22 protein-coding genes are annotated in these 24,683 nt (G+C 57.6%); 2 read left to right on the top strand and 20 right to left on the bottom strand.

Annotated features, from left to right (window positions below; genetic code table 11):
* Positions 1–31: 31 nt before the first annotated feature.
* A complete protein-coding gene (locus GTU79_RS09340) occupies positions 32–1,153 on the top strand; it encodes a ribosomal protein uL16 3-hydroxylase (RefSeq protein WP_203522122.1) in 1,122 nt (373 codons plus the stop codon).
* Between the two features lie 122 nt (positions 1,154–1,275).
* On the opposite strand, the gene pepT is transcribed toward GTU79_RS09340, so the two are convergent.
* The 5 genes from pepT to lolC all read right to left on the bottom strand — a co-directional run bounded on the left by pepT (position 1,276) and on the right by lolC (position 6,802).
* Positions 1,276–2,523: a peptidase T gene (pepT, locus tag GTU79_RS09335; protein WP_203522123.1), complete on the bottom strand. Its 1,248-nt coding sequence runs from the start codon at positions 2,521–2,523 to the stop codon at positions 1,276–1,278.
* 278 nt (positions 2,524–2,801) lie between these two features.
* Entirely contained in the window at positions 2,802–3,632 is an 831-nt protein-coding gene (gene cobB, locus GTU79_RS09330) for a Sir2 family NAD+-dependent deacetylase (RefSeq protein WP_203522124.1), read from the bottom strand.
* Positions 3,633–3,655: 23 nt separating this feature from the next.
* Positions 3,656–4,900 (bottom strand): lipoprotein-releasing ABC transporter permease subunit LolE, encoded by a 1,245-nt coding sequence (lolE, locus tag GTU79_RS09325; protein ID WP_165934280.1) that lies wholly within the window; start codon positions 4,898–4,900, stop codon positions 3,656–3,658.
* Positions 4,900–5,607: a lipoprotein-releasing ABC transporter ATP-binding protein LolD gene (gene lolD, locus GTU79_RS09320; RefSeq protein WP_132922470.1), complete on the bottom strand. Its 708-nt coding sequence runs from the start codon at positions 5,605–5,607 to the stop codon at positions 4,900–4,902. The genes lolE and lolD overlap by 1 nt, the downstream gene beginning before the upstream one ends.
* Positions 5,600–6,802: a lipoprotein-releasing ABC transporter permease subunit LolC gene (gene lolC, locus GTU79_RS09315; RefSeq protein WP_203522125.1), complete on the bottom strand. Its 1,203-nt coding sequence runs from the start codon at positions 6,800–6,802 to the stop codon at positions 5,600–5,602. The genes lolD and lolC overlap by 8 nt, the downstream gene beginning before the upstream one ends.
* 222 nt (positions 6,803–7,024) lie before the next feature.
* Between lolC and mfd the strand changes: the two genes are divergently transcribed.
* Positions 7,025–10,474, top strand: coding sequence for a transcription-repair coupling factor (gene mfd, locus GTU79_RS09310; RefSeq protein ID WP_203522126.1), 3,450 nt, complete (start codon positions 7,025–7,027; stop codon positions 10,472–10,474).
* Positions 10,475–10,565: 91 nt separating this feature from the next.
* Here mfd and GTU79_RS09305 read toward each other — a convergent pair whose 3' ends face one another.
* The 15 genes from GTU79_RS09305 to fabF all read right to left on the bottom strand — a co-directional run bounded on the left by GTU79_RS09305 (position 10,566) and on the right by fabF (position 24,639).
* Positions 10,566–11,120 carry a glycine zipper 2TM domain-containing protein gene (locus GTU79_RS09305; protein ID WP_132922473.1) on the bottom strand — a complete coding sequence of 185 codons (555 nt, stop codon included), beginning with the start codon at positions 11,118–11,120 and terminating at the stop codon, positions 10,566–10,568.
* Positions 11,121–11,504: 384 nt separating this feature from the next.
* Complete coding sequence (locus GTU79_RS09300; protein WP_203522127.1) at positions 11,505–12,809, bottom strand: NAD(P)/FAD-dependent oxidoreductase; 1,305 nt, start codon at positions 12,807–12,809, stop codon at positions 11,505–11,507.
* 174 nt (positions 12,810–12,983) lie between these two features.
* Entirely contained in the window at positions 12,984–13,526 is a 543-nt protein-coding gene (gene ycfP / locus GTU79_RS09295; protein WP_132922475.1) for an alpha/beta hydrolase YcfP, read from the bottom strand.
* 39 nt (positions 13,527–13,565) lie between these two features.
* Positions 13,566–14,609, bottom strand: a complete 1,044-nt coding sequence (nagZ, locus tag GTU79_RS09290) for a beta-N-acetylhexosaminidase (RefSeq protein WP_214513864.1) — start codon at positions 14,607–14,609, stop codon at positions 13,566–13,568.
* A 141-nt stretch (positions 14,610–14,750) separates the two neighbouring features.
* Positions 14,751–15,611, bottom strand: coding sequence for a phosphotransferase (locus GTU79_RS09285; protein WP_203522129.1), 861 nt, complete (start codon positions 15,609–15,611; stop codon positions 14,751–14,753).
* Complete coding sequence (lpoB, locus tag GTU79_RS09280; RefSeq protein WP_132922478.1) at positions 15,598–16,179, bottom strand: penicillin-binding protein activator LpoB; 582 nt, start codon at positions 16,177–16,179, stop codon at positions 15,598–15,600. Before lpoB ends, GTU79_RS09285 begins: the two co-directional genes overlap by 14 nt.
* Before the next feature lie 21 nt (positions 16,180–16,200).
* Entirely contained in the window at positions 16,201–16,587 is a 387-nt protein-coding gene (locus GTU79_RS09275) for a YcfL family putative periplasmic lipoprotein (RefSeq protein WP_203522130.1), read from the bottom strand.
* A 12-nt stretch (positions 16,588–16,599) separates the two neighbouring features.
* Entirely contained in the window at positions 16,600–16,950 is a 351-nt protein-coding gene (gene hinT / locus GTU79_RS09270; protein ID WP_132922480.1) for a purine nucleoside phosphoramidase, read from the bottom strand.
* A 347-nt stretch (positions 16,951–17,297) separates the two neighbouring features.
* Positions 17,298–18,734, bottom strand: a complete 1,437-nt coding sequence (gene ptsG, locus GTU79_RS09265; protein WP_132922481.1) for a PTS glucose transporter subunit IIBC — start codon at positions 18,732–18,734, stop codon at positions 17,298–17,300.
* Between the two features lie 317 nt (positions 18,735–19,051).
* Entirely contained in the window at positions 19,052–19,843 is a 792-nt protein-coding gene (locus GTU79_RS09260) for a metal-dependent hydrolase (RefSeq protein WP_132922482.1), read from the bottom strand.
* 11 nt (positions 19,844–19,854) lie between these two features.
* The gene (gene holB / locus GTU79_RS09255; protein ID WP_203522131.1) at positions 19,855–20,856 is read right to left on the bottom strand and encodes a DNA polymerase III subunit delta'; all 1,002 of its coding nucleotides are present in this window, start codon (positions 20,854–20,856) and stop codon (positions 19,855–19,857) included.
* A complete protein-coding gene (gene tmk, locus GTU79_RS09250) occupies positions 20,853–21,494 on the bottom strand; it encodes a dTMP kinase (protein ID WP_132922484.1) in 642 nt (213 codons plus the stop codon). Before tmk ends, holB begins: the two co-directional genes overlap by 4 nt.
* A complete protein-coding gene (gene mltG, locus GTU79_RS09245; protein WP_203522132.1) occupies positions 21,484–22,506 on the bottom strand; it encodes an endolytic transglycosylase MltG in 1,023 nt (340 codons plus the stop codon). The genes tmk and mltG overlap by 11 nt, the downstream gene beginning before the upstream one ends.
* A gap of 12 nt (positions 22,507–22,518) precedes the next feature.
* Positions 22,519–23,319 carry an aminodeoxychorismate lyase gene (pabC, locus tag GTU79_RS09240; protein ID WP_203522133.1) on the bottom strand — a complete coding sequence of 267 codons (801 nt, stop codon included), beginning with the start codon at positions 23,317–23,319 and terminating at the stop codon, positions 22,519–22,521.
* A 78-nt stretch (positions 23,320–23,397) separates the two neighbouring features.
* The gene (gene fabF / locus GTU79_RS09235) at positions 23,398–24,639 is read right to left on the bottom strand and encodes a beta-ketoacyl-ACP synthase II (RefSeq protein WP_214513863.1); all 1,242 of its coding nucleotides are present in this window, start codon (positions 24,637–24,639) and stop codon (positions 23,398–23,400) included.
* Between the last annotated feature and the right edge of the window lie 44 nt (positions 24,640–24,683).

The following is a 24,683-nucleotide window of genomic DNA, read 5'->3' as shown; positions in this document are numbered from 1 at the left end:
CCATTCAGGGTCCCTTATGGTGGAATAGGCTATGGATTATCAACTCGATATTGACTGGAAAGACTTTTTACAGCGCTACTGGCAAAAACGGCCCGTCATTATTAAGCGTGCCTTTAAAAATTTTCACGATCCCCTTTCACCGGATGAATTGGCCGGGCTGGCGATGGAAACCGAGATCGATAGCCGCCTGGTCAGCCATGATGAAGGCCGCTGGCAGGTGAGCCATGGTCCGTTTGAAAGCTTCGATCACCTTGGCGAGACCAACTGGTCCCTGCTGGTGCAGGCAGTTGACCACTGGCATGAGCCTTCCGCCGCATTGTTGCGCCCTTTCAGGCAGCTTCCCGACTGGCGTATCGACGATCTGATGATCTCGTTTGCCGTTCCCGGCGGCGGCGTGGGCCCCCATCTTGATCAATACGATGTTTTTATCATTCAGGGCACCGGTCGCCGTCATTGGCGCGTGGGTGATAAAGGGGTCTTCAAGCAGCACTGCCCGCACCCCGATCTGCTTCAGATTGAACCTTTTGACGCCATTATCGATGAAGAAATGGAGCCTGGAGACGTACTGTATATTCCGCCGGGATTTCCCCATGAGGGTTATTCGCTGGAAAATGCGCTGAATTATTCGGTGGGTTTCCGCGCGCCGAGCGGGCGCGAGCTGGTGAGCGGCTTTGCGGATTACGTCCTGGCCCAGGAATTAGGCAGTGAGCGTTATAGCGATCCCGGCATCTCTTTGCGCGAAGACCCGGCGGCGGTATTGCCGGAAGAGATCGACGCGCTGCGGGCCATGATGACGGATCTGGTACAGCAGCCTGAGCAATTCAACCACTGGTTCGGCGAGTTTATTTCCCAATCCCGCCATGAACTGGATCTGGCGCCGCCCGAACCCCCTTATCAGGCAGGGGAAATTTACGATCTGCTGCAACAGGGGGACAGCCTGCAACGGCTGGGAGGCCTGCGGTTATTAAAAGTCGGCACGGAATTTTTTGTTAACGGCGAACAGATTGTCACCACGCATCAAGCGGCGGTGGCCGCCCTGGCCCGCGATTATCAGGTGGCGGCAAGTCAATTGGGCGACGCGCTGGAAGATCCTTCTTTCCTGGCGCTGCTTACGGCGCTTATCAATAGCGGCTACTGGTATTTCAAAAACTAACCTTCATCTTCCGAGCCGCAGCTGTGTTGGCTGCGCTTGCTGCAACTCGAAATCTATTGGTTATCAATGCCTTCATCTTTCGAGCCGCGGCAGTGTAGGCCGCGGCTTGCTGCAACTCGATCTTACTTTTTTTGCCCGGTGCTTTTGGAGCGCAGCGCGCTCAGTTCCGCTATGCGCATGATCACCTGCACCGCTTTTTCCATGCCGTCCTGGGAAGCGAATTCATGTTTGCCGTGGTAGTTGTAACCGCCGGTAAACACATTCGGGCAGGGCAATCCGCGAAACGACAGCTGCGCGCCATCGGTACCGCCGCGAATCGGCTTCATTACCGGTTCGAGTCCGCTGTCGCGTATCGCCTGCTGGGCCAGCTCGATAATATGCGGATATTTCGCCACCTGCTCATGCATATTGTAGTAACTGTCTTCGATGGTAAGCTCAATGTAGCAGTCCGGATGCAGTCCCTTCCCCACTTCCTCGGCGGTATCGATCATAAACTGCTTGCGAGCGGCAAAACTCTGCCTGTCGAAATCACGCAGGATATAGTGCATTTCCGCCCGATCCACCGAGCCCTTCAGGCTGTGAAGATGATAAAAACCTTGGTAGCCCTCGGTGGTTTCAGGGGTTTCATTCACCGGCATTTTTTGATGGAAACGGGTTGCCAGGGATAAGGCGTTTACCATAACGCCTTTGGCGGTTCCGGGGTGGACGTTATTACCGACGATTTTAACCACTACCGACGCGGCATTGAAATTCTCGTACTCCAGTTCGCCGATGCCCCCGCCATCCATGGTGTATGCCCATTCGGCGCCGAACCGCTCAACATCGAAAAACTGCGCGCCTTTGCCCACTTCCTCGTCGGGCGTAAAGGCAATACGGATATCGCCGTGGGGAATCTGTTTGGTTTTGAGGCGGACCATGGCGGTGATGATTTCAGCAATACCGGCTTTGTCATCGGCCCCCAGCAGTGTTTTTCCGTCGGTGGTAACCAGGCTGTGCCCCAATAAATGGTGCAGCACCGGGAACATCACCGGCGAAAGAATTTCGTCGCCGTTCCCCAGGGCAATATCCCCGCCGCGATAGTTTTCAACGATCTGCGGATTGACATGCTTGGCGGTAAAATCCGGTGAGGTATCCATGTGGGAAATAAAACCGATGACGGGCACCGTCCAGGCGACATTAGACGGCAGCGTAGCCATCACGCAGCCGTGCTCGCTTAGCGACACATGGGAGAAACCCAGGACGTTCAGTTCCTCTTCAAGGGCATGCGCCAGCTTCCACTGTCCGTCGGTACTGGGTACCTGCTTAACCCCTGGCTTGGATTGGGTATCAAAGGAAACATAATTTAAAAAACGATCGAGTAATTTATCCATTTTATCCGCCTGTCGCATCTACGACACCCATTATGGGTAGCGATGATTCTTCAAATATTGTGTCAGGTCATTTTTCACTGTTTTGGTCGCAAAAAAGCGCATAGCTTTAGCATAGCGTATTTCCACTTAACCTAAAGCTGCGTTTTTCTTAGCAAGATACCGACTATGTAATGACATTTTGGTGAAATAACCGCTGTTTGCGCGAAGGGGAATGCTGGAGAGCGAATGGGAAATGGCTGGCAAAGCAGACCGGTCCGTCCCGGGCGGACGGACGCAAGTTAGCCCCGCTGTTCAACGAAGCCGCTGATGAATTTACTGACAAAGGCCGGAACGCACTGGCTGGCCGGACCGTACACATGTTCTTCAAACTGGCTTTCCACCTGGCTCGGTTCCAGATTGAGCTCTACGGTTCGGGCACCGTTCAGGCGGGCCTCATGGACAAAACCCGCCGCCGGATAAACATGGCCGGACGTGCCGATGGCCAGGAAATAATCCGCCCGACCCAGCGCGTCGTAAATATCTTCCATACCCAGCGGCATCTCGCCGAACCAGACCACGTGGGGACGTAATACCGCGGGAAACTGGCAGCAGTGGCAGCGATCCTGTTCGGTGATGTCGTCGGTCCACTCCACAATCTGCCCGCTTTGCACACAGCGCACCTTAAGCAGTTCGCCATGCATATGGATAATACGCCGGCTGCCGGCCCGTTCATGTAAATTATCGATATTTTGCGTTACCAGCAGAAAATTATCCCCCAGGATCTGTTCCAGCTCCGCCAGCGCCCGGTGCGCGGCATTGGGGGCGATATCAGGCTGCCGCAGCTGACGGCGGCGGGCATTATAAAACGCCTGCACCAATTGGGGGTTGCGCTGGAATCCTTCGGGGGTAGCCACATCCTCGACGTGGTGCTCTTCCCATAACCCGTCGGCGGCGCGGAACGTCCGGATGCCGGACTCCGCGGAGATTCCCGCCCCGGTCAAAACCACCACAAAAGGTTTTTTCATTTTAGTCACCGCCATGGTATCCCGATGGAAAATACGCGAACGCAATCGCTGCTGCCTGAGGCGTTTACTTTTACGAAACCGGATTAACCGGCGATGTATACGCATGCTGGTGGTTCCTTAATGCATGACTACTGACCGCTAAGTACCCGCGCCGGATCGATGCGGCTGGCGCGACGGGCCGGATACCAGCTTGCCACCAGGCTGAGCAGCAATGCCGTGCCCAGCACGCTGGCCACATCCAGCCAATGCAGCTCGGTGGGCAAAAAATCGATATAATAAATATCGCCGGAAAGCAGATTATGGCCCAGCAGCGATTCAATGCCCTTGACCAGTCCCGTCAGATTCAACGCCACCAATACCCCTACCACCACGCCGCTCACGCTTCCCGTCAGTCCTGCCAACAGACCGTACCAGATAAAAATAGCACGGGTGAGCCTGTCTTTGGCCCCCAGCGTTCGCAATATGGCAATATCTTCGCTTTTATCCTTAACCGCCATCACCAGCGTGGAGACAATATTAAAACAGGCTACGCCGATAACCAGCACCATGGCCAGATACATAATGGCGCGAATCATCTGGATATCCCGGTACATATAGCCGTAAGTACCCATCCAGCTGCGGATGTAGACATAGGAGCGGGTCACTTCGCCGGCATCCCGTACCAGCTTATTGGCGATAAAGGGATTATTGACCTTGATGGCGATGCCGCTGACATCCTGCGCCATGTCCAGATACTGCTGGGCATCCGCCAGCGGCACCATGGCGAAGCTGTGATCCAGCTGGCCGCTCAGAGCCAGGATACCTTCCACCTGCAGGCGGATGCGCTTGGGCTCCAGCAGCTTCATTTGCGGATCGCTGTTGGGGATCATGATGGTCAGCCAGTCGCCCTGCTTGACGTTAAGAGCCTGCGCCACCCCCTGTCCGATAATGATCTGCTGTTTACCGGCGCTGAAATTCCGCCAGGCATCGCCCTGTACATACTGCGGCAGCGCGCTTAACCGGGCCTCCTGCGCGGTATCGACGCCCCTGACCTGAACGGCTTTCAGCTTGTCCTCCCGTTCAATCAGGCCGGTAAAGTTCACATAGGGCGCCGCGGCGGCGATGCCAGGCACCTTTTCGATACGGGTCAATATCGCCGGCCAATCGGTGAAGGGCGGATTTACCGGCTCGATTTCACCATGGGGCACTACCGCCAGAATGCGGTTGTTCAGCTCCCGTTCGAAACCATTCATGGCGCTCAGGCCGATAATCAGCACCGCCACGCCCAGCGCAATGCCCAGGGTGGAGATGATGGAAATCAGCGAGACCATGCCCCCGCGCCGCCTTCCCCGGCTAAAACGCAGCGCAATCGTCAATGAAAGCGGGATACCTATCATTCCCGCACTCCCAGCAATTCGCCGTCCTGCCACAGCTGCCCGTCGCGCATTTCAAGCTGGCGATTCAACCGCCGGGCCAGATGCAGGTCATGGGTAACCACCAGGAACGCCGTGCCCTGGCGCATATTCAGTTCACCCAGCAGTTCAAAAATACTGTCGGCGGTGCGCTGATCCAGATTCCCGGTAGGCTCGTCCGCCAGCACCAGCGCCGGATGGTTCACCAGCGCGCGGGCAATGGCCACCCGCTGGCGCTCGCCGCCGGACAGCTCGGACGGCCGGTGCCGGCCTCGCTTCTCCAGCCCCACCGACGCCAGCATTTCACGCGCCGTTGCTCGCGCCTCTTGGGCAGAGGTGCCGCCAATCAGCAGCGGCATGGCGATGTTCTCCATAGCGGTGAAATCCGGCAGCAAATGATGAAACTGATAGATAAATCCCAGCCGGCGGTTACGGATCTCCGCCCGCGCCTGGGACGACAGGCTGTTCAACTGCCGCCCTTCGAAAATCACCTCGCCGGAGGTGGGTTCGTCCAATCCCCCCAGCATATGCAGCAAGGTGCTTTTGCCGGAACCGGAACTGCCCACGATGGCCATCATTTCTCCCGGCTGCAGGGAAAAGGTCACGTCGCGCAGCACATCGGTAAACAGCTTGCCTTCCTGATAACGCTTACTCAACTTGTTACACTGCAACAAAGGAGCACTATTCATAACGTAAAGCCTCGGCGGGATGAGCGGCGGCGGCGCGCCAGGAGGGATAAAGCGTGGACAGCAACGCCACCGCCATCGCCAGCACGGCGATGACGGCTACCTGCAGGGAATCGATATCCACCGGCAACTGCGCGCCGTCGAGGAAGGTGCCGATCATCGGCATCAGATTGTTAAGCTGGCTGGCCAGCAACAGCCCGAGCCCGGTCCCCAGCAGCGCACCGATGATACCGGCGCCGGCGCCCTGGACCATAAACACCAGCATCACCTGGCGACGGGTTAGGCCGAGGGTTTGCAATATCGCCACTTCGCCCTGTTTCTCCATCACCAGCAAGCCCAGGGAGGTGATGATATTAAACGCCGCCACCGCCACAATCAGGCTGAGCAGCAAACCCATCATGTTTTTTTCCATGCGCACCGCCTGGAACAGTTCTCCCTTGCGTTCGCGCCAATCCTTCCAGACCGTGCCCGGCGGCATCGCCTGGCGGCTGACGGCGTCCACGTCCAGCGGCTTGTTCAGCCACAGGCGCCAGCCGGTGATATTGCCGGCCGGATAGCGCATCAGGCGCGAGGCGTCCTGCTGATTGGTCAAGAGCTGGTAACCGTCCACTTCGCTATTGGCGTTAAAGGTGCCGGCAACGGTGAATAGACGCTGGCTGGGAATGCGGCCCATCGGCGTGAACTGGCTGGCGCCCGGCACCATCAGCCGCAGCCGATCGCCGCGTTTCACCCCGAGCTGGCCGGCCAGTTGTTCTCCCAGGATCACCTGGTAACCGCCGGGGGCAAGCGCATCCATCCGCACGTTCACCAGAAAGCGGGCCAGAGGTTCCGGGTCCGCGGGATTGACTCCCAGCATCACCCCCACCGCCACGCTGCGCGCGCTTTGCAGCACGACGTCGCCGGTCACGAGGGGAGCGATATGGCTTATACCCGCAAGTCTTTCTAGCGCTGAAGGCGGAATACGTTTAGGATCCAACGAGCCTTCGGCCGTGGTAATAAGCGCATGGGGCATCACGCCGAGAATATTGCCTTCGAGCTCGCGCTCAAAGCCGTTCATCACCGATAATACGGTGACCAGCGCCATAACGCCGAGGGTGATGCCGATGGTGGATAGCCAGGAGACAAAGCGCCCGAATCGGTCCGATGCCCGCCCGCGCATGTAGCGCAGGCCGATATATAATGCGACAGGTTGATACATTGAATTCCGTTTGGATGCGGTTGCCAAAGCAAAGTGATCAAGGATAATAAAGGGTCGTACCGTTTTATGGAACCATTAACCGCCGCCATAACCGGCTTTTATTCTTGTTAGGCAACTCAACATACGCCATCATGCTTACTGCATAACCGATTCGCCACAGGCCGTGCTGAAAAGGCCCCGTAACGCACCCCAAACGTAAAAGAAGAGATTTAGCCACTGTTTATGTCCGAACAATATCGTTATACCTTACCTGTACGCCCCGGTGAACAGCGTTTATTGGGTCAGCTCACCGGTGCGGCCTGCGCAGTGGAATGCGCCGCCATTGTCGATCGCTATCCCGGCCCGGTCATGCTGATAGCGCCGGATGTGCAAAACGCCCTGCGGCTGCGTGATGAAATCAGCCAGTTTACCGCCCAGAGGGTGATTACCCTGCCCGATTGGGAAACGCTGCCTTACGACAATTTTTCACCGCATCAGGAAATTATTTCCGACCGGCTATCGACATTATACCAACTGCCGTCGATGGAGCGGGGAATTATTATCCTGCCGATCAATACCCTGATGCAACGGGTATGTCCGCACTCCTTCCTGCACGGGCATGCGCTGGTGATGAAAAAGGGCCAGCGGCTGTCCCGCGACAGGCTGCGCGCCCAGTTGGAGCAGGCCGGCTACCGGGGAGTGGACCAGGTGATGGAGCACGGAGAGTTCGCCACCCGGGGCGCCCTGCTCGACCTCTATCCCATGGGCAGCGAAGAGCCCTATCGTATTGACTTTTTCGATGATGAAATCGACAGCCTGCGCATTTTCGACGTGGATAGCCAGCGGACCCTGCATGAGGTGGAGAGTATCAATCTGCTGCCGGCCCATGAATTTCCCACCGACAAAACCGCCATTGAGCTGTTTCGCAGCCAGTGGCGTGAACAATTCGAGGTACGGCGGGACGCCGAACATATTTACCAGCAGGTGAGCAAAGGTATGCTGCCCACCGGTATCGAATACTGGCAGCCTCTGTTTTTCAGCGAGCCGCTGCCGCCGCTGTTCAGTTATTTGCCGGCCAATACGCTGCTTATCAACACCGGCGATTTGGATACCGGCGCGAACCGTTTCTGGCAGGATGTGCAGTTGCGCTACGAAAACCGCGGCGTGGATCCCATGCGTCCGCTGGTGGCGCCGGAGTTATTATGGCTGCGGGTGGACAGTTTGTTCAGCGAACTGAAAAACTGGCCGCGGATACAGCTTATCAGCGACAAGCTGCCGGAGAAATCCGCCAATATCAATCTGGATTATCACCCCCTGCCCGACCTGGCGGTTGAGGCGCAGAACAAAGCCCCGCTGGATAAACTGCGCCGGTTTTGCGAGCAGTTCGACGGCCGGGTGATTTTTTCGGTGGAAAGCGAAGGGCGGCGAGAAACCCTGCAGGAACTGCTGGCCCGCATCAAACTCAATCCCCGCTTAATCCAGCGGCTGGATAATGCCGAGACGCCGGGGAATTACCTGATCATCGGCGCCAGCGAGCGCGGTTTTATCGATAATTACCATCGCCGCGCCCTGATTTGCGAAGGGGATCTGCTGGGGGAACGGGTCAGCCGGCGGCGCCAGGACAATCGCCGCACCATCAATGCCGATACGCTGATACGCAATCTGGCGGAACTGCGCCCCGGCCAGCCGGTGGTTCATCTTGAACACGGCGTCGGCCGCTACGCCGGTATGACTACCCTTGAAGCCGGCGGCATCAAGGCGGAATACCTGATTCTGACTTATGCCGGCCATGACAAGCTCTACGTGCCGGTTTCGTCGCTGCATTTGATCAGCCGCTACGCAGGCGGTTCGGAAGAAAACGCCCCATTGCACAAACTGGGAGGCGATGCCTGGTCGCGCGCCCGGCAAAAAGCGGCGGAGCGAGTACGGGACGTGGCGGCCGAACTGCTGGATATTTACGCTCAGCGCGCGGCGAAAACCGGCTTTGCCTTTCGCCACAACCGTGAAAATTACCAGCTGTTCTGCGAAGGTTTCCCCTTTGAACCCACCCCCGACCAGGCGCAGGCCATTAATGCGGTGCTTAGCGACATGTGCCGCCCGCTGGCCATGGATCGCCTGGTGTGCGGCGATGTCGGCTTCGGCAAAACCGAAGTGGCCATGCGCGCCGCCTTCCTGGCCATCGAGAATCACAAACAGGTAGCCGTCCTGGTGCCCACTACCCTGCTGGCGCAGCAACACTTCGATAATTTCCGCGATCGCTTCGCCAACTGGCCGGTACGCATCGAGATGATCTCCCGCTTTCGCAGCGCCAAGGATCAGGCCCAGGTGCTGGAGCTGACCGCCGACGGCAAGGTGGATATTCTTATCGGCACCCATAAGCTGCTGCAAAGCGATATCAAATGGCGGGATTTGGGCCTGCTGATTGTGGATGAGGAGCACCGCTTCGGGGTGCGGCATAAGGAGCGCATCAAAGCGATGCGGGCCGATGTGGACATTTTGACCCTGACCGCCACCCCCATTCCCCGCACGCTGAATATGGCCATGAGCGGCATGCGCGATTTGTCCATTATCGCCACGCCGCCGGCGCGCCGCCTGGCGGTAAAAACGTTTGTCCGGGAGTATGACAGCCTGGTGGTGCGTGAGGCCATCCTGCGCGAAGTGCTGCGCGGCGGCCAGGTGTACTATCTCTATAATGATGTGGAAAATATCGAGAAAGCCACCCGGCGCCTGCAGGAGCTGGTGCCGGAAGCACGGATAGCCATCGGCCACGGGCAGATGCGGGAGCGCGATCTGGAGCGGGTGATGAACGATTTTCATCATCAGCGCTTTAATGTGCTGGTGTGTACCACCATCATTGAGACCGGCATCGATATTGCCAATGCCAATACCATTATTATCGAGCGGGCGGACAATTTCGGCCTGGCGCAGCTTCACCAGCTGCGCGGCCGGGTCGGGCGTTCCCATCATCAGGCTTATGCCTACCTGCTTACGCCGCCGCCGAAAGCCATGAGCCAGGACGCGCTGAAACGGCTGGAAGCCATCGCTTCACTGGAAGATTTGGGCGCCGGATTCGCTTTGGCAACCCATGATCTGGAGATCCGCGGCGCCGGGGAACTGTTGGGGGAAGATCAGAGCGGCCAACTGGAAACCATCGGCTTTTCGCTGTATATGGAATTGCTGGAAAGCGCGGTGGAGGCCCTGAAAGCCGGGCGGGAGCCGTCGCTGGAGGATCTTACCAGCGAATTGACCGACGTGGAGTTGCGTATGCCGGCTCTGTTGCCGGAGGAGTATATTCCCGACGTGAATACGCGGCTGTCCTTTTATAAGCGCATCGCCAGCGCGCCGGACAAGCAGGAGATTGAAGAGCTCAAGGTTGAACTTATAGACAGGTTCGGGCTGCTGCCCGATCCGGCCCGTCATTTGCTGGATATTGCCGTGCTGCGCCAGCGTGCCCGCAAGCTCGGGATTAAGCGTATCGAGGGCAATGACAAGGGCGGCTTTATTGAGTTCAGCGGGAAGAATTGCGTCGATCCGGGATATTTGATTGGCTTATTGCAACGCGACCCGAAGACCTTTCGGCTGGACGGCCCGACCCGGCTGAAGTTTATTAAGGAGCTGCCGGGTCGTCCGGCCCGGCTGGAGTATGTGCATCAACTGCTGGAAGGCTTGGATCAGCATCGGCTTCCGGCCTGAGCCGTTTCGACCCCATCGGCCCGGTCTCCCTTTAACACGCCGTTGCACCTCCGGTGATTGCGGGCCTGGCGTGCCATATGGATCCGGCGGCTTAGGCCTTGTTATCGCTGTTGCTGCCGCTAAGATCCAGGCGTCCTTGTCTGTCCAAGGGTATCTTGGTGCCGGGATCGCGATCCATGCGGATTTTGCCCTCTTGATCGCCAATTTTGTAAGTCACATCGTAACCGAGCAGTTTCTGCGATTTGTCATACACCGTCTGGCACCGCTCCTGGTTGGTGGTGTAGGTGTCGTTATTCTGCAGGCTGCCCTGTACCTGGTTTCCGGCATAGCCGCCCGCCAGCGCGCCGGCAACCGTGGTCACGCTTCTGCCGTGACCGCCGCCGAACTGATGCCCGAGCACCCCGCCCGCTACCGCGCCGATGAGCGACCCGGCAATTTTATTTTCATCCTGCACCGGGCGCCGGTGGGTAACGGCAACGGTACGGCACTGCTGACGAGGAGTCCTGACGGTTTCATTGATAGGCGTCGCCGTAACCACCTGCGCATATTTTGGGCCGGAGGAGAATACGTCCAACCCGGCCACCGCTGCAATGCCGGAAGCCGCTATTACGCCTATGCCGACGCCGGCTAACATCGATTTATTCATGGAAAATTCTCCTTAAATCAACATTCGCGCATCACTGCGAGAGAGCAGCTTCACACAGCGGGGCGCCTGCGCCAGAGGATAATGTTTTGACGGCAACCCCAACCCGACCGAGACGACATGCGCGATTATTACCCCGGTTAGTGCGAAGTCTGCCCAAGCGAGTCAAGAGTGGCAATAAGACAGATGGCTGAAAATGGTGCATTTCTCCGTCATAAATCCAATTTTGAGAGAATTCTTAACACTTCCGATCGATTTATTAACACTTTATACTGAAGAATAAGACAAAGGCGTCATAGATTGCTTGACGGACAGCGGGTAGCCATCGCCGTAGGTATCGGGACGTTGCGAGGTGGTGTTGGCCCTGCCTGCGGCAGGGCCGGGACATTAATGCAGTTTCAAATGCGGCCGGATGACCCGGTTGATACGCCCCACCAGCATCATCAGGCCGGTTTTAAGCAGGCCGTGCAGTGCAATCTGATGCATGCGGTAAAGCGAGATATAGACCGCCCGGGCGATGCGCCCTTCGATCATCATGGAGCCGCGCATTAAATTACCCATCAGGCTGCCGACGGTGCTGAACCGGGAAAGCGATACCAGCGAGCCGTGATCTTTGTAAACGTAGGCCGTTAGGGGTTTTTCGTTCAATAACGCCAGAATATTGCCATAGGCCCGCGTCGCCATCTGGTGGGCCGCCTGGGCTCGCGGCGGTACAAGCCGGCCGGAATCCTGCGGACAGGAGGCGCAATCGCCGATGGCGAAAATCATCGGATCCCGGGTAGTTTGCAGCGTCGGCTGCACCACCAGCTGGTTGGCGCGATTGGTTTCCAGTCCGGCGATATCCTTCATAAAATCCGGCGCCTTGATGCCGGCCGCCCATACCATCAGCTCCGCCGGGATAAATTCGCCCTCTTTGGTGGTCAGTCCGTCCGCTGCGGCACGGGTCACCAGCGTGCCGGTGAGCACCCGTACGCCCATTTTCGTCAGCTCCTGATGGGCGGATGAAGAGATACGTACCGGCAGAGCCGGCAATATACGTTCCCCGGCTTCGACAAGGGTGACATTCAGCGCCTGGTTATCGACGCCCTCAAAACCGTAGCTGTGCAATTCCTGTACGGCATTGTGCAACTCCGCCGACAGTTCCACGCCGGTGGCGCCGCCGCCGACAATAGCGATATTGACCCGTTCATCGTCGTTGGATCGGGTTGAGTGCCGTAAAAACAAATTCAGCATCCGGTGATGGAAACGCTGAGCCTCCACCGGATTATCCAGGAAAATGCAATGTTCCTTCACGCCTTCGGTGCCGAAATCATTGGATACGCTGCCCAGCGCCATGACCAGAATGTCATAGGAGAGATGCCGCGCCGGCACCAGTAGTTCGCCGGCGCTGTCGCGGATAGCATCCAGCTGAACCTTTCTTTCGCCGCGGTCGATGTCGCTCAGGCTGCCCATCTGAAAATGAAAATGATGGTTATGGGCATGGGCTAGATAGCTGATGGCGTCGACGCCTTCATCCAGCGAACCGGTGGCCACCTCATGCAACAGGGGTTTCCATAAATGGCTGTGATTGCGATCCACCAGGGTAATCTGTGCCCGACGCTTGCGGCCAAGGGTATTACCCAGGCGGGTGGCCAGCTCCAGCCCGCCGGCGCCGCCGCCGATGATGACAATTTTCTTTAGGGTTGATGGCAAAATGACCTCCAATTGTAAACCAACCGTTAATAAAGGCTTATGAATATCCTTATATAACACGTGGTTACGCTGAAATAATTTCTTACTGAAGTAAGATTATCATGTCAGGTCATTTGGTCATACCAAAATTGATATAAATCAATTTTCAGGGGACGGCATTTTGAGACGGACGCCCTAACCCAGCGCCTTGAAAGCTTGGATCCTCAACAAATGGGGCGAAATGTTTTTGAATTTGTGGCTTTGCTTTTCGTCCCAGATTATCTCGTAGTAGGGCTTAAGCAGATCGGCGCTACGCTGGTTGTCGAGGGCTTCGTCGTGTCGGGACAGCAAAACCAGACAGCGGTCGCGATTTTTATCGCGGAAGTTTTCCACGCATTTAGTGGCGATATCCACATACTCTTCCGGCCTGTCTATTTTGCCGGGCATATTCTCCGCGGGGAAAAGGTTGGGATTGACGATAACCTGGCGCATGTCGCACAGGAAACCGATCCGTTCCGCCCAAAAGCCGCCCAGCCCCACGCCGCAAATCAGCGGACGCTCGTCATCGGTCAACTGCTGCATCTTGTCCACTTCTTTAAGGAGATGCTGCATATCGTGACGCGGGTGGAGCGTGCTGTAACTTATCAGCCGGACATCGGGATCAATAAACTGCAGTTGCAGCACCTTTTCGTGATTACCGGGACTATTGGAATCAAAACCGTGCAAATAGATGATCATCGTTATCCCTCCTCTTGCATAGGGTCGGTTGCCGATGCCTCAGCGTTGGGGGTCCTCCTCCCGCCGCTGTTTCTCATCCGCCCATTGCTTCGATAGCAGAGTCAGCTGCCGATGGGTTTGCCGCCATCTGGCGGAACTCATTAGGGTTTTTCGAGGGCAGCTTCCCCGATGGTATAACGCGGCCGGCGCCTCGACATTGATCGCCGACAGATTATCCAATACCGATACCGCGCCGGCGCGATTGTTGCAAACCAATATCATATCGCAGCCGGCCGCCATGGAGGCCTGCGCCCGCTCGGTATAGCTTCCCATCACCGCCGCGCCTTCCATGGATAAATCATCGGAGAAAATAATGCCGTTGAACGACAGTTCTTGCCGCAACACCTGTTTTAACCAGAAAGGAGAGCCGCTGGCGGGAAGGGGATCGGCGTCAGGATAGATAACATGGGCGGGCATGATGGCATCCAGCGCGCCGCGCTGGATCAGGGCGGCAAAAACGCTCATGTCCCGCCTGCGGATTTCCGTAAGCGTCCGGGAGTCCACCGGCGTTTCCTTATGGGAATCCGCTATTACCGCCCCATGGCCGGGAAAATGCTTGCCGGTGGCCTTCATGCCGGCTTCATGCATGCCGTCGATAAAGCTGGCCGCCAATTCAACCGCCGTTTCCGGCTGGTCATGAAAAGCCCGCTCGCCGATTGCCGCGCTGCCGTGGCCGATGTCTAATACCGGCGCAAAGCTGATATCGATATCCATGCTGATCATTTCAGAGGCCATTAACCAGCCGGCTTCACGGGCCATACGCAAGGCTTCCGGCATATCCAGCAACGCGGCATAGGACTGAGCCGCCGGTATCAGGGTAAATCCCTCGCGAAAGCGCTGTACCCGTCCGCCCTCCTGATCCACCGCCACCACCAGGCGCTCGCGGGAGGCTTTACGTATTTGTCTAATCAATGCCGCCAGCTGTTCGGGATCGTGATAATTCCGGGTAAAGATAATCACACCGCCCACCAGCGGGTGCTGTAATATTTCGCGTTCTTCGTTATCCAGCTCGTAGCCGGCGACATCTAACATCAGTGGACCCACAGCAACCTCAACATTTTGATATTCCCAGCATGCTTCAAACTGCAGGTGCATTGGCCTTCCTGCGATTCGAATTATTTAGGGTATATATTCTTGTTTATAATCCCTAATCGGACGTCATCCCGCCCGTGGCCGCGGCGGCCTTCAGACCGGTAGCCCCAAACGGAGCCGCGGCGGCCGGGCAAACTGCAAAAATTGACGCTGCCGGGTTTGGTGCCAGCGCACTTCGTACCACATCAGCATCAGGTAATCCACCCAGGGTAGCCAGGCGGAAATCTGCCGTGTTACGGCGGCCGGGGTAAATCCGCCGGAACAGGCCGGGTAGGCGGCCAAAAACGCGGTCTGCTGCCGGATGTTCAGGCCATTGCCGCGAAACAGCGCCGCCAGCTCCAGGGCAAAGTCACCGTCGGCGGCATATTCCCAATCAATAAGAGAGATAGCCCCCTGCCGGTCACGAATAAGATTGTCGGCATGCACATCCATATGCATCGGTACCACTTTCAAGGGCGTAGGGGGTTTTTGCGCCATAAACCGCTGATGCAGCCGCAGCCAGGCCGGACAGCGCCGGGCGGGATCGGTCAATTGCCAATAGGTTTCATAGCGGCCTTGGAGCGCCAGCGGATAACCGTAGCGCGGCAGCCGGTGTAATTGCCCGATCCGCCGGGCGAGCGAGCCATTGTTTAGGCACTCCTGCCACTGTACCGCGGACAGGCTCTCACCCGGGGTCCAGTCCACCACTAACCCGCGGGGGATCAGCGCGACGGGCCTAGGCGCTAATCCGCTGGCGGAAAGCTGCCGCAAAATGCGATATTCGCGCACATTGTCGGCCCCTAGCATGCGTTTATGCGGCGTGACCTGCCGCGCCAGCCAGTCCCGTTCCCCGGCGCGCACGCGCCGGCTTTCGCCGCTCAGCCCGCTCACCTTCTCTACCTGGCAGCCGGCTGATGCCGATGGGGGCAATAGCCGTCTTAACCACAAGGTGAGATCAAAATCAGGGTTGTACACTTCCTTTTCCCGACCAGATAATCTCCCCGGTCTGCACCAGCATCAGCTGCATCTCCAGGTCCGGCGCCTTGGCGTCACCGCCGGCATCGGTGTACAGGACGTATTGCGCATTAACGTAACGCGCCAGTCCCACCGCTTTGCTCCGCGACTCCAGGCTGTCATCCGTCGATAGGCCGAGGGTTTGCTTGGCCGCGGTGATCTGCGGCTGGGCGACGACGGTAAACTTACCATTGGACGCCAGGGCATTGTAGATGGCGTCGGTGGCCTTGGCGGTCTGTATAGTGCCGTTGGTATTGTTTTTGACCGTATTGACCACTAGCATGCTTCCCGGAGCGATATCCTTAACGGTGAGCATCTGTTGCACCAGCGGTGCGACGCTGCCCTGCCAGTCAAGCGTCCTGATGGTCGGCGGCGCCGGTACCGTCGCCGGCGGCGGCACGGACACCGGGGGTTGACTAGGCACAGGCTGCGCCGGTTCTATGGGAGCCGGCTGTTGCTGCTCTGGCGGACGTGTCAGACATCCGGTCAGGACCATGGCGGCCAGCACGACGAAGGTAAACTTTTTCATCTTTGCTCACTCAGGCGAAAATCAGATATAAAGATAAAGGCGGACTTGTCGCGCCTCAAGATTACCGCTGGTGGCATCCACCGTCACCGTGGCGCCCGGCGGGATTACCAGGGTCTGCACGCTGGCATAAGGCAGGATATCCAGACCCTGCCGGTCATACCAATAGAAACAGTAATGAACAGTGACCGGATGGGACTGGTCATTGTGTATCACGGCCGCAGCCCGCTTTTGTCCCTGAACGTCGCCGATGGAGGGCGGCTGGGCGTTTATGCCCGCCATCATCACCGACGGATCCATCACCAGGGATTGCTGATTGTTAATCATCAGCGTCTTATGGCCGCCGCTACTGCAACCCGCGGCCAGCAGCAGGCCCGCTAACAATGACGGAGCAAAACGCGCAAAACGCATATATTTCCCCGATCAGTATGACACCAGCGGTCCGAGGGCTTTACCGCCCAAAAGATGCATATGCAGATGATAGACCTCTTGGCCGCCGTGGCGATTACAGTTGATTATCAACCGGAAACCGTCCTCGGCGATCCCTTCCTGCTCGGCGATTTTCGCCGCGGCGGTAAACATGCGTCCCAGCGCCGCTTCATGTTCGGCGGTGACATCATTTACCGTGGGGATCAGCACGTTCGGCACTATAACGATGTGGCTTGGGGCTTTGGGGGAGATATCGCGAAAAGCGGTAACCAGCTCATCCTGATAAACGATTTCCGAAGGGATTTCCCGGCGGATAATCTTGCTGAAAATGGTTTCTTCTGCCATGGCATCGTTCCTTGTAGCAAAAAGGATAGTGCAAGGAGTATGAGCGACTTACCCCTCTTTTTTCAACCTTGAACGCAATTTATTACGCGTAACCTGAAGGGAAACTTGATTGGAGGCTCGATCCGCGCGATAACGGCTACCATCCCCGAGTTGCAGGCGCGTTGGCTTCCCTCGCTCACCCCGGTCACCTATCTGAGTAAGCGCCTGGGGATGGATGAGCATCATCCCTGAGGCCCACCCTTCGGGTCAGCGCAAGCGCTGTTCAAATCTGTTCCTGACAGATTTGTCGCTGCGCTGCCGCCTTCCTGCAATTCGAATGATTTTGGGTATAGCGGGTTTATACCGAATCAGGCAAATTGACGTATATATTCATCCATGTCGGTTTTCAGATTATCCGAACGGGTGCCGAAGATGGCCTGCACCCCTGAGCCCGCCACCACGACGCCGGCGGCGCCCAGGCGTTTGAGCCCGGCCTGGTCCACCTTGGTAATATCCGCCACGCTGATGCGCAAACGGGTAATACAGGCATCCAGGTTGGTAATATTTTCCCTGCCGCCGAAGGCTTTCACCAGCGCGCCGGCCATTTCCGTACCGGCCTGTGCCAGCTGCTGCGTGCCGGTGACCTCGCGGCCCGGGGTTTTCAGGTCCAATTTTACAATCAGCACCCGGAACAGGGTGTAATAGATTATCCCGTAAATAATGCCCACCACCGGGAATAGCCAGATACGGCTGCTGTTGCCGCTGAGCACGATGAAATCAATCAGGCCGTGGGAAAAGCTGGTGCCGTCGCGCATGCCCAGCAGGATGCAAATGGGAAACGCCAGGCCGGCCAGGATCGCATGGATCACGTATAGGATGGGTGCGACAAAGATAAAGGAAAACTCAATGGGTTCGGTGATGCCGGTCAGAAAGGCGGTTAATGCCCCCGACAGCATGATTCCCCCCACCTTGGCGCGGTTTTCCGGTTTGGCGGAGTGCCAGATGGCAATAGCGGCGGCCGGCAGACCGTACATCTTGAACAGGAAACCGCCGGACAATTTACCCGCCTCCGGGTCGCCCGCCATATAGCGGGGAATATCGCCATGGAAGACCTGGCCGGCGGCGTTGGTATAATCACCCACCTGCATCTGGAAAGGCACATTCCAGATGTGGTGCAGGCCGAACGGCACCAGCGCGCGCTCCACGACACCGTAGATACCGAAAGCCACCACCGGATTCTGGTACGCCGCCCACTTAGAAAAGATCTGAATCGCCGCCCCGATGGGCGGCCAGATAAAGGACAGCACCACGCCCAGCAGAATGGCGAATAAACCGGAAATAATGGGTACAAATCGTTTCCCGGAAAAAAATCCCAGGTATTCGGGCAGCCTGATGCGGTAAAAACGATTGAACATATAAGCGGCAATGGCGCCGGAAATAATGCCTCCCAGCACCCCGGTGTCCGCCAGATGTTTGGCGGCGATCTCGTCCGCGGGCAGATGCAGTACCAAAGGAGCAACCACCGCCATGGTTTTGACCATGATACCGTAGGCCACCACCGCCGCCAGCGCCGAGACGCCGTCGTTATTGGTGAAACCCAGGGCCACGCCGATGGCGAAAATCAGCGGCATATTGGCGAAGACCGAACCGCCCGCTTCCGCCATGACGTGGGAAATAACCGCGGGAATCCAGCTGAACTCGGCCGACCCGACGCCCAGCAAAATGCCGGCAATGGGCAACACCGATACCGGCAGCATTAGCGATTTACCTACTTTTTGCAGGTCTGCAAATGCGTTGTTAAACATAAATTGTATGCTCCTGAGTCAATGCTGCTGATCTTTTCCCGCACAAGCGGGCGCAAAAGCCTCATAGGACTTTTGATCGTATGGAAACCGGGTTCCTTTATTTATTACGAAGGGTAAAATAAATCCGCGAAAATGTGTTTGATAGCAATCACGTTTCCGGGATTTCAGCGATTTCGTCCCTGTCGCCGCCCCCTGTTTATGCACTTTAATAAGCCGCCGCGGAGGTTGCACATCTCCGGACATTTGCGCGGCGGAAGAGTAGCGCTAAAAGCGGCCGAATACGAGTCGAAAAATCACATTTATCGCCGCAATATAAATCATTTACCCAATCGGCGGGGATCCACATGGAACAGACGGCCGAAATTGTCGGTGGTGGCGTCCGCCAGCTGTTCCACCGTCACCCCTTTCAGCGCCGCCATATACTCCGCCACATCCCGGACGTAAGCCGGCTGGTTTTCCTTGCCGCGGTAAGGTACCGGCGCAAGATAGGGGGAATCGGTTTCCACCAGCAGCCGGTCCAGCGGCACATATCGCGCCGCCTCACGCAGGGCGTCGGCTTTTTTGAAGGTGATCATGCCGGAAAAGGAAATATAAAACCCCAAATCCAACAGCGTTTTTGCCGTCTCGGTGTCCTCGGTAAAGCAGTGCAGCACGCCGCCGCACTCCCCGGCCCGCTCCTCCCGCAGAATGGCCAGCGTATCCTCGCGGGCGGAACGGGTATGAATAATCACCGGTTTATCAAGCTCACGGCCGATACGGATATGCTCCCGCAGCGACGTCTGCTGCTCCGGTTTATTATCCTGCTGGTAATAATAATCCAGGCCGGTTTCACCCAGCGCCACCACCGCTTCGCCGGCCGCAAGGCGCCTGAGTTCGGCAAAATCATAGGGTTCGTCCAGATTCAGCGGATGTATGCCGCAGGAGAGCAGCACCTCGTCGCGGCGACCGATAAGTTCGGTCATTTTATGGAAACCCGGCAGCGACGTGGCCACTGCCAGCATCAGGCGCACATCCCTTGCCCCGGCCTTCGCCACGACGTCATTCACGTCACGGTGCACGGTTTCATAATTCAATCCGTCAAGATGACAGTGAGAATCGACCAAAAACATCTTCTTATCCTCTAAAGGCTCCAGGGGTGGGCGCCGACATCCGCCGCCTCATCCCAGTTAAGCAACTGATTAGTGAGCAACAGCTCGCGATTGATGCCGCTGATAGTCTGCCATTGCCGGCGGCATTCCAGCCATTGATGCAGCTGGTGATGCAGGATACCGGACGGATAGCGGGTGCCGAGCTGCTCCACCAGCAACCGCTGATCCTGATTAACGGCAAAGGCGACCGCCCCCGCCTGCCATTTCAACGCATCGGTAAGCAGCGTGAGCAGCCAGTAGAGCGGTTCGTCATCCTTGTCTTTATTCAGAAAGGGCAGCAGCGAGAGCAGATCCCGCCGGGCGAGGGCCTGCCGAATACCGTCGCATAGCCCCTGCCGTTCCGCCCATCTAGCGGGCTGCAGTATGTCCAGCGCCGCCAGAGGCGCGCCGTTATACAGCCGTAGCGCCGTGCGGGCCTGTTCCGCGTCGCGGATGCCCTGCTGCAACAGCCAGCCGGAACCGGTGGGTTCATCAGGCGCCGGCAGATGCCGGTAAAGGCAGCGGCTGCGCAGGGTGGGCAACAGGTGCGACGGCTCGCGGCAGGCCAGCAGAAAATAGGTCCGGTCCGGCGGTTCTTCCAGTGTTTTCAGCAGGGCATTCGCCGCCTGTTCGGTGAGTGCTTCGGCATCCGACAGCCACACCACCTTCGCTCCCCCCTGCTGCGCATGGTTATACAGCGGATCTATCACCTGCCGTATGCTGTCCACGCCCAGGCTGCTTCGCCCCTTTTCCGGCTCCGGCCGGTAAAAGTCAGGATGATTACCCGCCATCATCAGTTGGCAACTGTGGCAATGGCCGCAGCTCTTCATTCCTTCCGGCTGGCGGCACATCAGCCAGCGGCTGATGGCGTAGCACAGCGAGTCAACGCCGGAGCCCTTGAGGGCATGAATCAATAAGGCATGGTGCCCCCGGCCGTCCTGATAGCGGGCAATAATTTGCCGATAAGGCGCGTTCAGCCAGGGATACCAGTTCATGGGCGCCGCTCCCGGGCGGTAAACCAGTTTTCCAGCAAGGCGCGCACGTCCTCGGCCACCTGTTCCAGCGAACGGCCAGCATCCAAGGTAACGATGGAAGGATCCTTCGCCGCCAGTTCCAGGTAGCGCTGCCGGGTACGTTCAAAAAAGGCCAGCGACTCCTGTTCAATGCGATCGAGTTCGCCCCGCGCCCGGGCCCGCTGCAAACCCAACACCGGCGGCAAATCCAGGTATAGGGTTAAATCCGGACGAAAGTCCCCCAGCACCAGGTCGCGCAGCGTCTCCAGCAGTTGCGGATCCACGCCGCGGCCCCCGCCCTGATAAGCCTGGGACGAGAGATCGTGACGATCCCCCACCACCCATGCGCCGCGCGCCAGCGCCGGTTTAATCACCGTCTCCACCAATTGGGCCCGGGCCGCGTACAGCATCAGCAGTTCGGCTTTATCAGTGACCGCCTCATTGTCGGCGCCGTCTTTGATCAACCGACGCAATGCTTCCGCCAGCGGCGTTCCCCCCGGCTCTCGGGTAAAGACCACATCTTCAATGCCGTGGCGGCGTAGCGTCTCGACGATAACCTGAATCGCGCTGGTTTTGCCGGCGCCTTCCAGTCCCTCGATAACGATGAATTTACTGTCCATGGATTTCCTTGAGGCTTTCACGATATTGCTGCACGGCTTTATTATGGCTCGCCAGGTTATTGCTGAACACATGCCGGCCTTTGCCATCGGCGACAAAATAGAGATACGAGGTCTTTTCCGGATGTGCGGCGGCCAGGAGCGATGCGTGGCCCGGCATGGCGATCGGCGCCGGCGGCAGCCCGGTAATCACATAGGTATTATACGGCGTTGCTTCGCCGAGATCCTGTCGGCTGAGGGTGCCTTTATACCCATCCCCCATGCCGTAAATGACCGTGGGATCGGTTTGCAAACGCATGCCCAGCCGCAGGCGGTTAATAAATACCGACGCCACTTTGGCCCGTTCTTCCGGCAGGCCGGTTTCTTTTTCAACGATGGACGCCATGGTCAGCAGGTCCGCGGGCTTTTTGTAAGGCAATCCGTCCGCTCTGCCCTGCCAGACGGTACCGAGAGTTTTATCCATGCGCTGCCAGGCCCGTTTCAACAGCGCGATATCGGTGGTCTGGGCGGTATAGAGATAGGTATCCGGATAGAAATGCCCTTCCAGGGGCTGCGTCGGATCCACGCCCAGGCGTTCGGCCAATTGATCCAGCGGCAGATTGGCCGCAGTGTGTTTAACATAAGGCGCTTTATCCAGGATAACCAGCCATTCTTTCAGGGTCGAGCCTTCGATAAAGCGAATAGAAAATTGGGCTTCTTTGCCGCTGGCCAATAATTCAAGCATTTCCCGAACGGTCATGCCAGGGGTAAACCGATAGGTCCCGGCCTTGAATGCGGCCAAACTCGGTTCCCATTGCCACAGCCAGGGCAGCCAGCGGGCATGCTTGATAATATGCTCCTGGCGCAGCGCGGTCTTTAGCCCTTCACGCCCTGTACCGGCCGGCAAGGTGAAGATTTTCTCCTGCGTGATGGTAAGGGGCGATGCGGCAAAATGCCTGATTTGCAACAGGCAATAAGCCGCCCCGCCGGCCAATAGCGCCAGGATGACGGCGAAAATAAGTATGTTTTTCTTCATGCAAGAACTCTGTTAACAGCTCGGTCTAAGATATTCAAACAATGTTCTGTCCTGATAGATGCGTTCATCAAAACGATTCACCGGCAAAACGGGCATCAAGGCATTGCAAATGATCACTTCGTCGGCCGCAAGCAATGCCGCCGGCAGGGCATCCACCAGATGCAGGGTAAAGGGCGATTCCGTGGACAGCGTCATGATATGCCGCCGCATCACACCCGCTACTCCCGACTGTTCCAGCGTCGGCGTGTAAACCTCGCTGCCGCGCCGCCAAAAAATATTCGCGGCGCAGCATTCGGTGACGTAACCCCGGGTATCCAGCACCACGGCCTCCTGCGCGCCGGCGGTCTGCTCCAGCCGGGTGCGAATCAATACCTGCTCCAGGCGGTTGAGATGCTTTATCCCGGCCAACAGGGGATTGCATGCCAGGGCGACGGGACTAAGAGTCAAATTCACACCCTGGCGGCGCCACAACGGGTAATGGGGCGGGGCCTCGCCATGGCTGAGAATCCGCAGCGGCATCCCGCAGCCGGCGGCGCTGTAGCCCCTGCCGCCGCTGCCGCGGCTGATAATGACTTTGAGCACTCCGTCCCGCCATTGTTCAGCCGCCTGTCGCATTTCCCGTTCCAGCACCGCCAGGTCCAGGGGGTCAAACAGCAGGCGAGCGGCTGACTGCGCCAATCTTTCCAAATGGTAGGATAAGAGATCTATGCGTCCCGTTCGGATGCGGGCGGTGGTAAAAAAGCCGTCGCCGAACTGAATGGCACGATCGGTCAAAGGCAGCTGCTGCCGAGGTTCTCCGTTGATCCAATACATATCTCACCTGTGCCGGGGCTGTGATGGGACGGGATAAAAAAATGGCCCGATTAACGGGCCATAAAGTACAACGCTGAGTCAGATCCTGCGGAATACCAGCGAGCCGTTGGTACCGCCGAAACCGAAAGAGTTACACAGCGTATATTGCATGTCGGTCACCCGGCGGGCTTCATGGGGCACAAAATCCAGATCGCATTCTTCGCCGGGATTATCCAGGTTGATGGTGGGCGGTATCGCCTGATCGCGCAGCGCCAGCACGCTGAATATTGCCTCAATCGCCCCGGCGGCCCCCAGCAGATGGCCGGTCATGGATTTGGTGGAGCTTATCATGACCTTATGCGCATCTTCCCGGAAGACTGACTTCACGGCATAGGTTTCCGCTTTATCACCCACCGGCGTTGACGTGCCGTGAGCGTTGATATAAAGCACCTGAGACGGGGTAATGTCCGCGTCGCGCAAGGCGTTTTCCATGGCCAGCGCCGCTCCGGCGCCATTTTCCGGCGGCGACGTCATATGGTAGGCGTCGCTGCTCATGCCGAAACCCACTAGTTCGGCGTATATTTTCGCGCCGCGTTTTTTTGCGTGTTCGTACTCTTCCAGCACCATGACGCCGGCACCATCCCCCAGTACGAATCCGTCCCGATCGCGGTCCCAGGGACGGCTCGCCGCCTGGGGATCATCATTGCGCGTGGACAATGCGCGCGCGGCGCCAAAACCACCGACGCCCAAAGGAGTGCTGCCTTTTTCGGCGCCGCCGGCCAGCATCACATCCGCATCGTTATAAGCGATGATACGCGCGGCCTGGCCGATATTATGCACTCCGGTAGTACAGGCGGTAGCAATGCAAATGCTGGGGCCACGCAGTCCGCACATGATGGTCAGATGGCCGGCTATCATATTAACGATGGTGGAGGGCACAAAAAACGGGCTGATTTTACGCGGCCCGCCGTTAATAAGCGCGGTATGGTTGTCTTCAATCAGACCCAGACCGCCGATACCCGAACCAATCGCCGCGCCGATGCGGGTGGCGTTTTCTTCGGTAACTATCAGTCCCGAGTCCTGCATTGCCTGTATGCCGGCGGCAATGCCGTATTGGATGAAAATATCCATCTTGCGTGCTTCTTTACGCGATAGATAATCTTCACAATTAAAATTTTTCACCAAGCCCGCAAAACGCGTTGCATAGGCTGAGGTATCAAAATGGTCGATCAGGCCGATGCCACTCTGTCCGGCAAGGAGCGCGCTCCACGTAGATTCTACGGTATGCCCGACAGGAGACAACATGCCGAGACCGGTCACAACACCTCGACGCTTAGACACGCTTGTCCTCCAGGGAGGGAAAATATGATACTATGGGCCGAAAA

The sequence above is a fragment of the Sodalis ligni genome, assembly GCF_016865525.2.
In the GTDB taxonomy this organism is placed as follows: Bacteria; Pseudomonadota; Gammaproteobacteria; order Enterobacterales; family Enterobacteriaceae; genus Acerihabitans; species Acerihabitans ligni.
This window is presented reverse-complemented; position numbering and strand designations above follow the sequence as displayed.

Bases quoted from the DNA above. Each gene is read 5' to 3' on its own strand.
- GTU79_RS09340 (WP_203522122.1), top strand. From the start codon at position 32: ATGGATTATCAACTCGATATTGACTGGAAAGACTTTTTACAGCGCTAC.
- pepT (WP_203522123.1), bottom strand. From the start codon at position 2,523: ATGGATAAATTACTCGATCGTTTTTTAAATTATGTTTCCTTTGATACC.
- cobB (WP_203522124.1), bottom strand. From the start codon at position 3,632: ATGCGTATACATCGCCGGTTAATCCGGTTTCGTAAAAGTAAACGCCTC.
- lolD (WP_132922470.1), bottom strand. From the start codon at position 5,607: ATGAATAGTGCTCCTTTGTTGCAGTGTAACAAGTTGAGTAAGCGTTAT.
- lolC (WP_203522125.1), bottom strand. From the start codon at position 6,802: ATGTATCAACCTGTCGCATTATATATCGGCCTGCGCTACATGCGCGGG.
- mfd (WP_203522126.1), top strand. From the start codon at position 7,025: ATGTCCGAACAATATCGTTATACCTTACCTGTACGCCCCGGTGAACAG.
- GTU79_RS09305 (WP_132922473.1), bottom strand. From the start codon at position 11,120: ATGAATAAATCGATGTTAGCCGGCGTCGGCATAGGCGTAATAGCGGCT.
- ycfP (WP_132922475.1), bottom strand. From the start codon at position 13,526: ATGATCATCTATTTGCACGGTTTTGATTCCAATAGTCCCGGTAATCAC.
- lpoB (WP_132922478.1), bottom strand. From the start codon at position 16,179: ATGAAAAAGTTTACCTTCGTCGTGCTGGCCGCCATGGTCCTGACCGGA.
- GTU79_RS09275 (WP_203522130.1), bottom strand. From the start codon at position 16,587: ATGCGTTTTGCGCGTTTTGCTCCGTCATTGTTAGCGGGCCTGCTGCTG.
- hinT (WP_132922480.1), bottom strand. From the start codon at position 16,950: ATGGCAGAAGAAACCATTTTCAGCAAGATTATCCGCCGGGAAATCCCT.
- ptsG (WP_132922481.1), bottom strand. From the start codon at position 18,734: ATGTTTAACAACGCATTTGCAGACCTGCAAAAAGTAGGTAAATCGCTA.
- GTU79_RS09260 (WP_132922482.1), bottom strand. From the start codon at position 19,843: ATGTTTTTGGTCGATTCTCACTGTCATCTTGACGGATTGAATTATGAA.
- holB (WP_203522131.1), bottom strand. From the start codon at position 20,856: ATGAACTGGTATCCCTGGCTGAACGCGCCTTATCGGCAAATTATTGCC.
- tmk (WP_132922484.1), bottom strand. From the start codon at position 21,494: ATGGACAGTAAATTCATCGTTATCGAGGGACTGGAAGGCGCCGGCAAA.
- mltG (WP_203522132.1), bottom strand. From the start codon at position 22,506: ATGAAGAAAAACATACTTATTTTCGCCGTCATCCTGGCGCTATTGGCC.
- pabC (WP_203522133.1), bottom strand. From the start codon at position 23,319: ATGTATTGGATCAACGGAGAACCTCGGCAGCAGCTGCCTTTGACCGAT.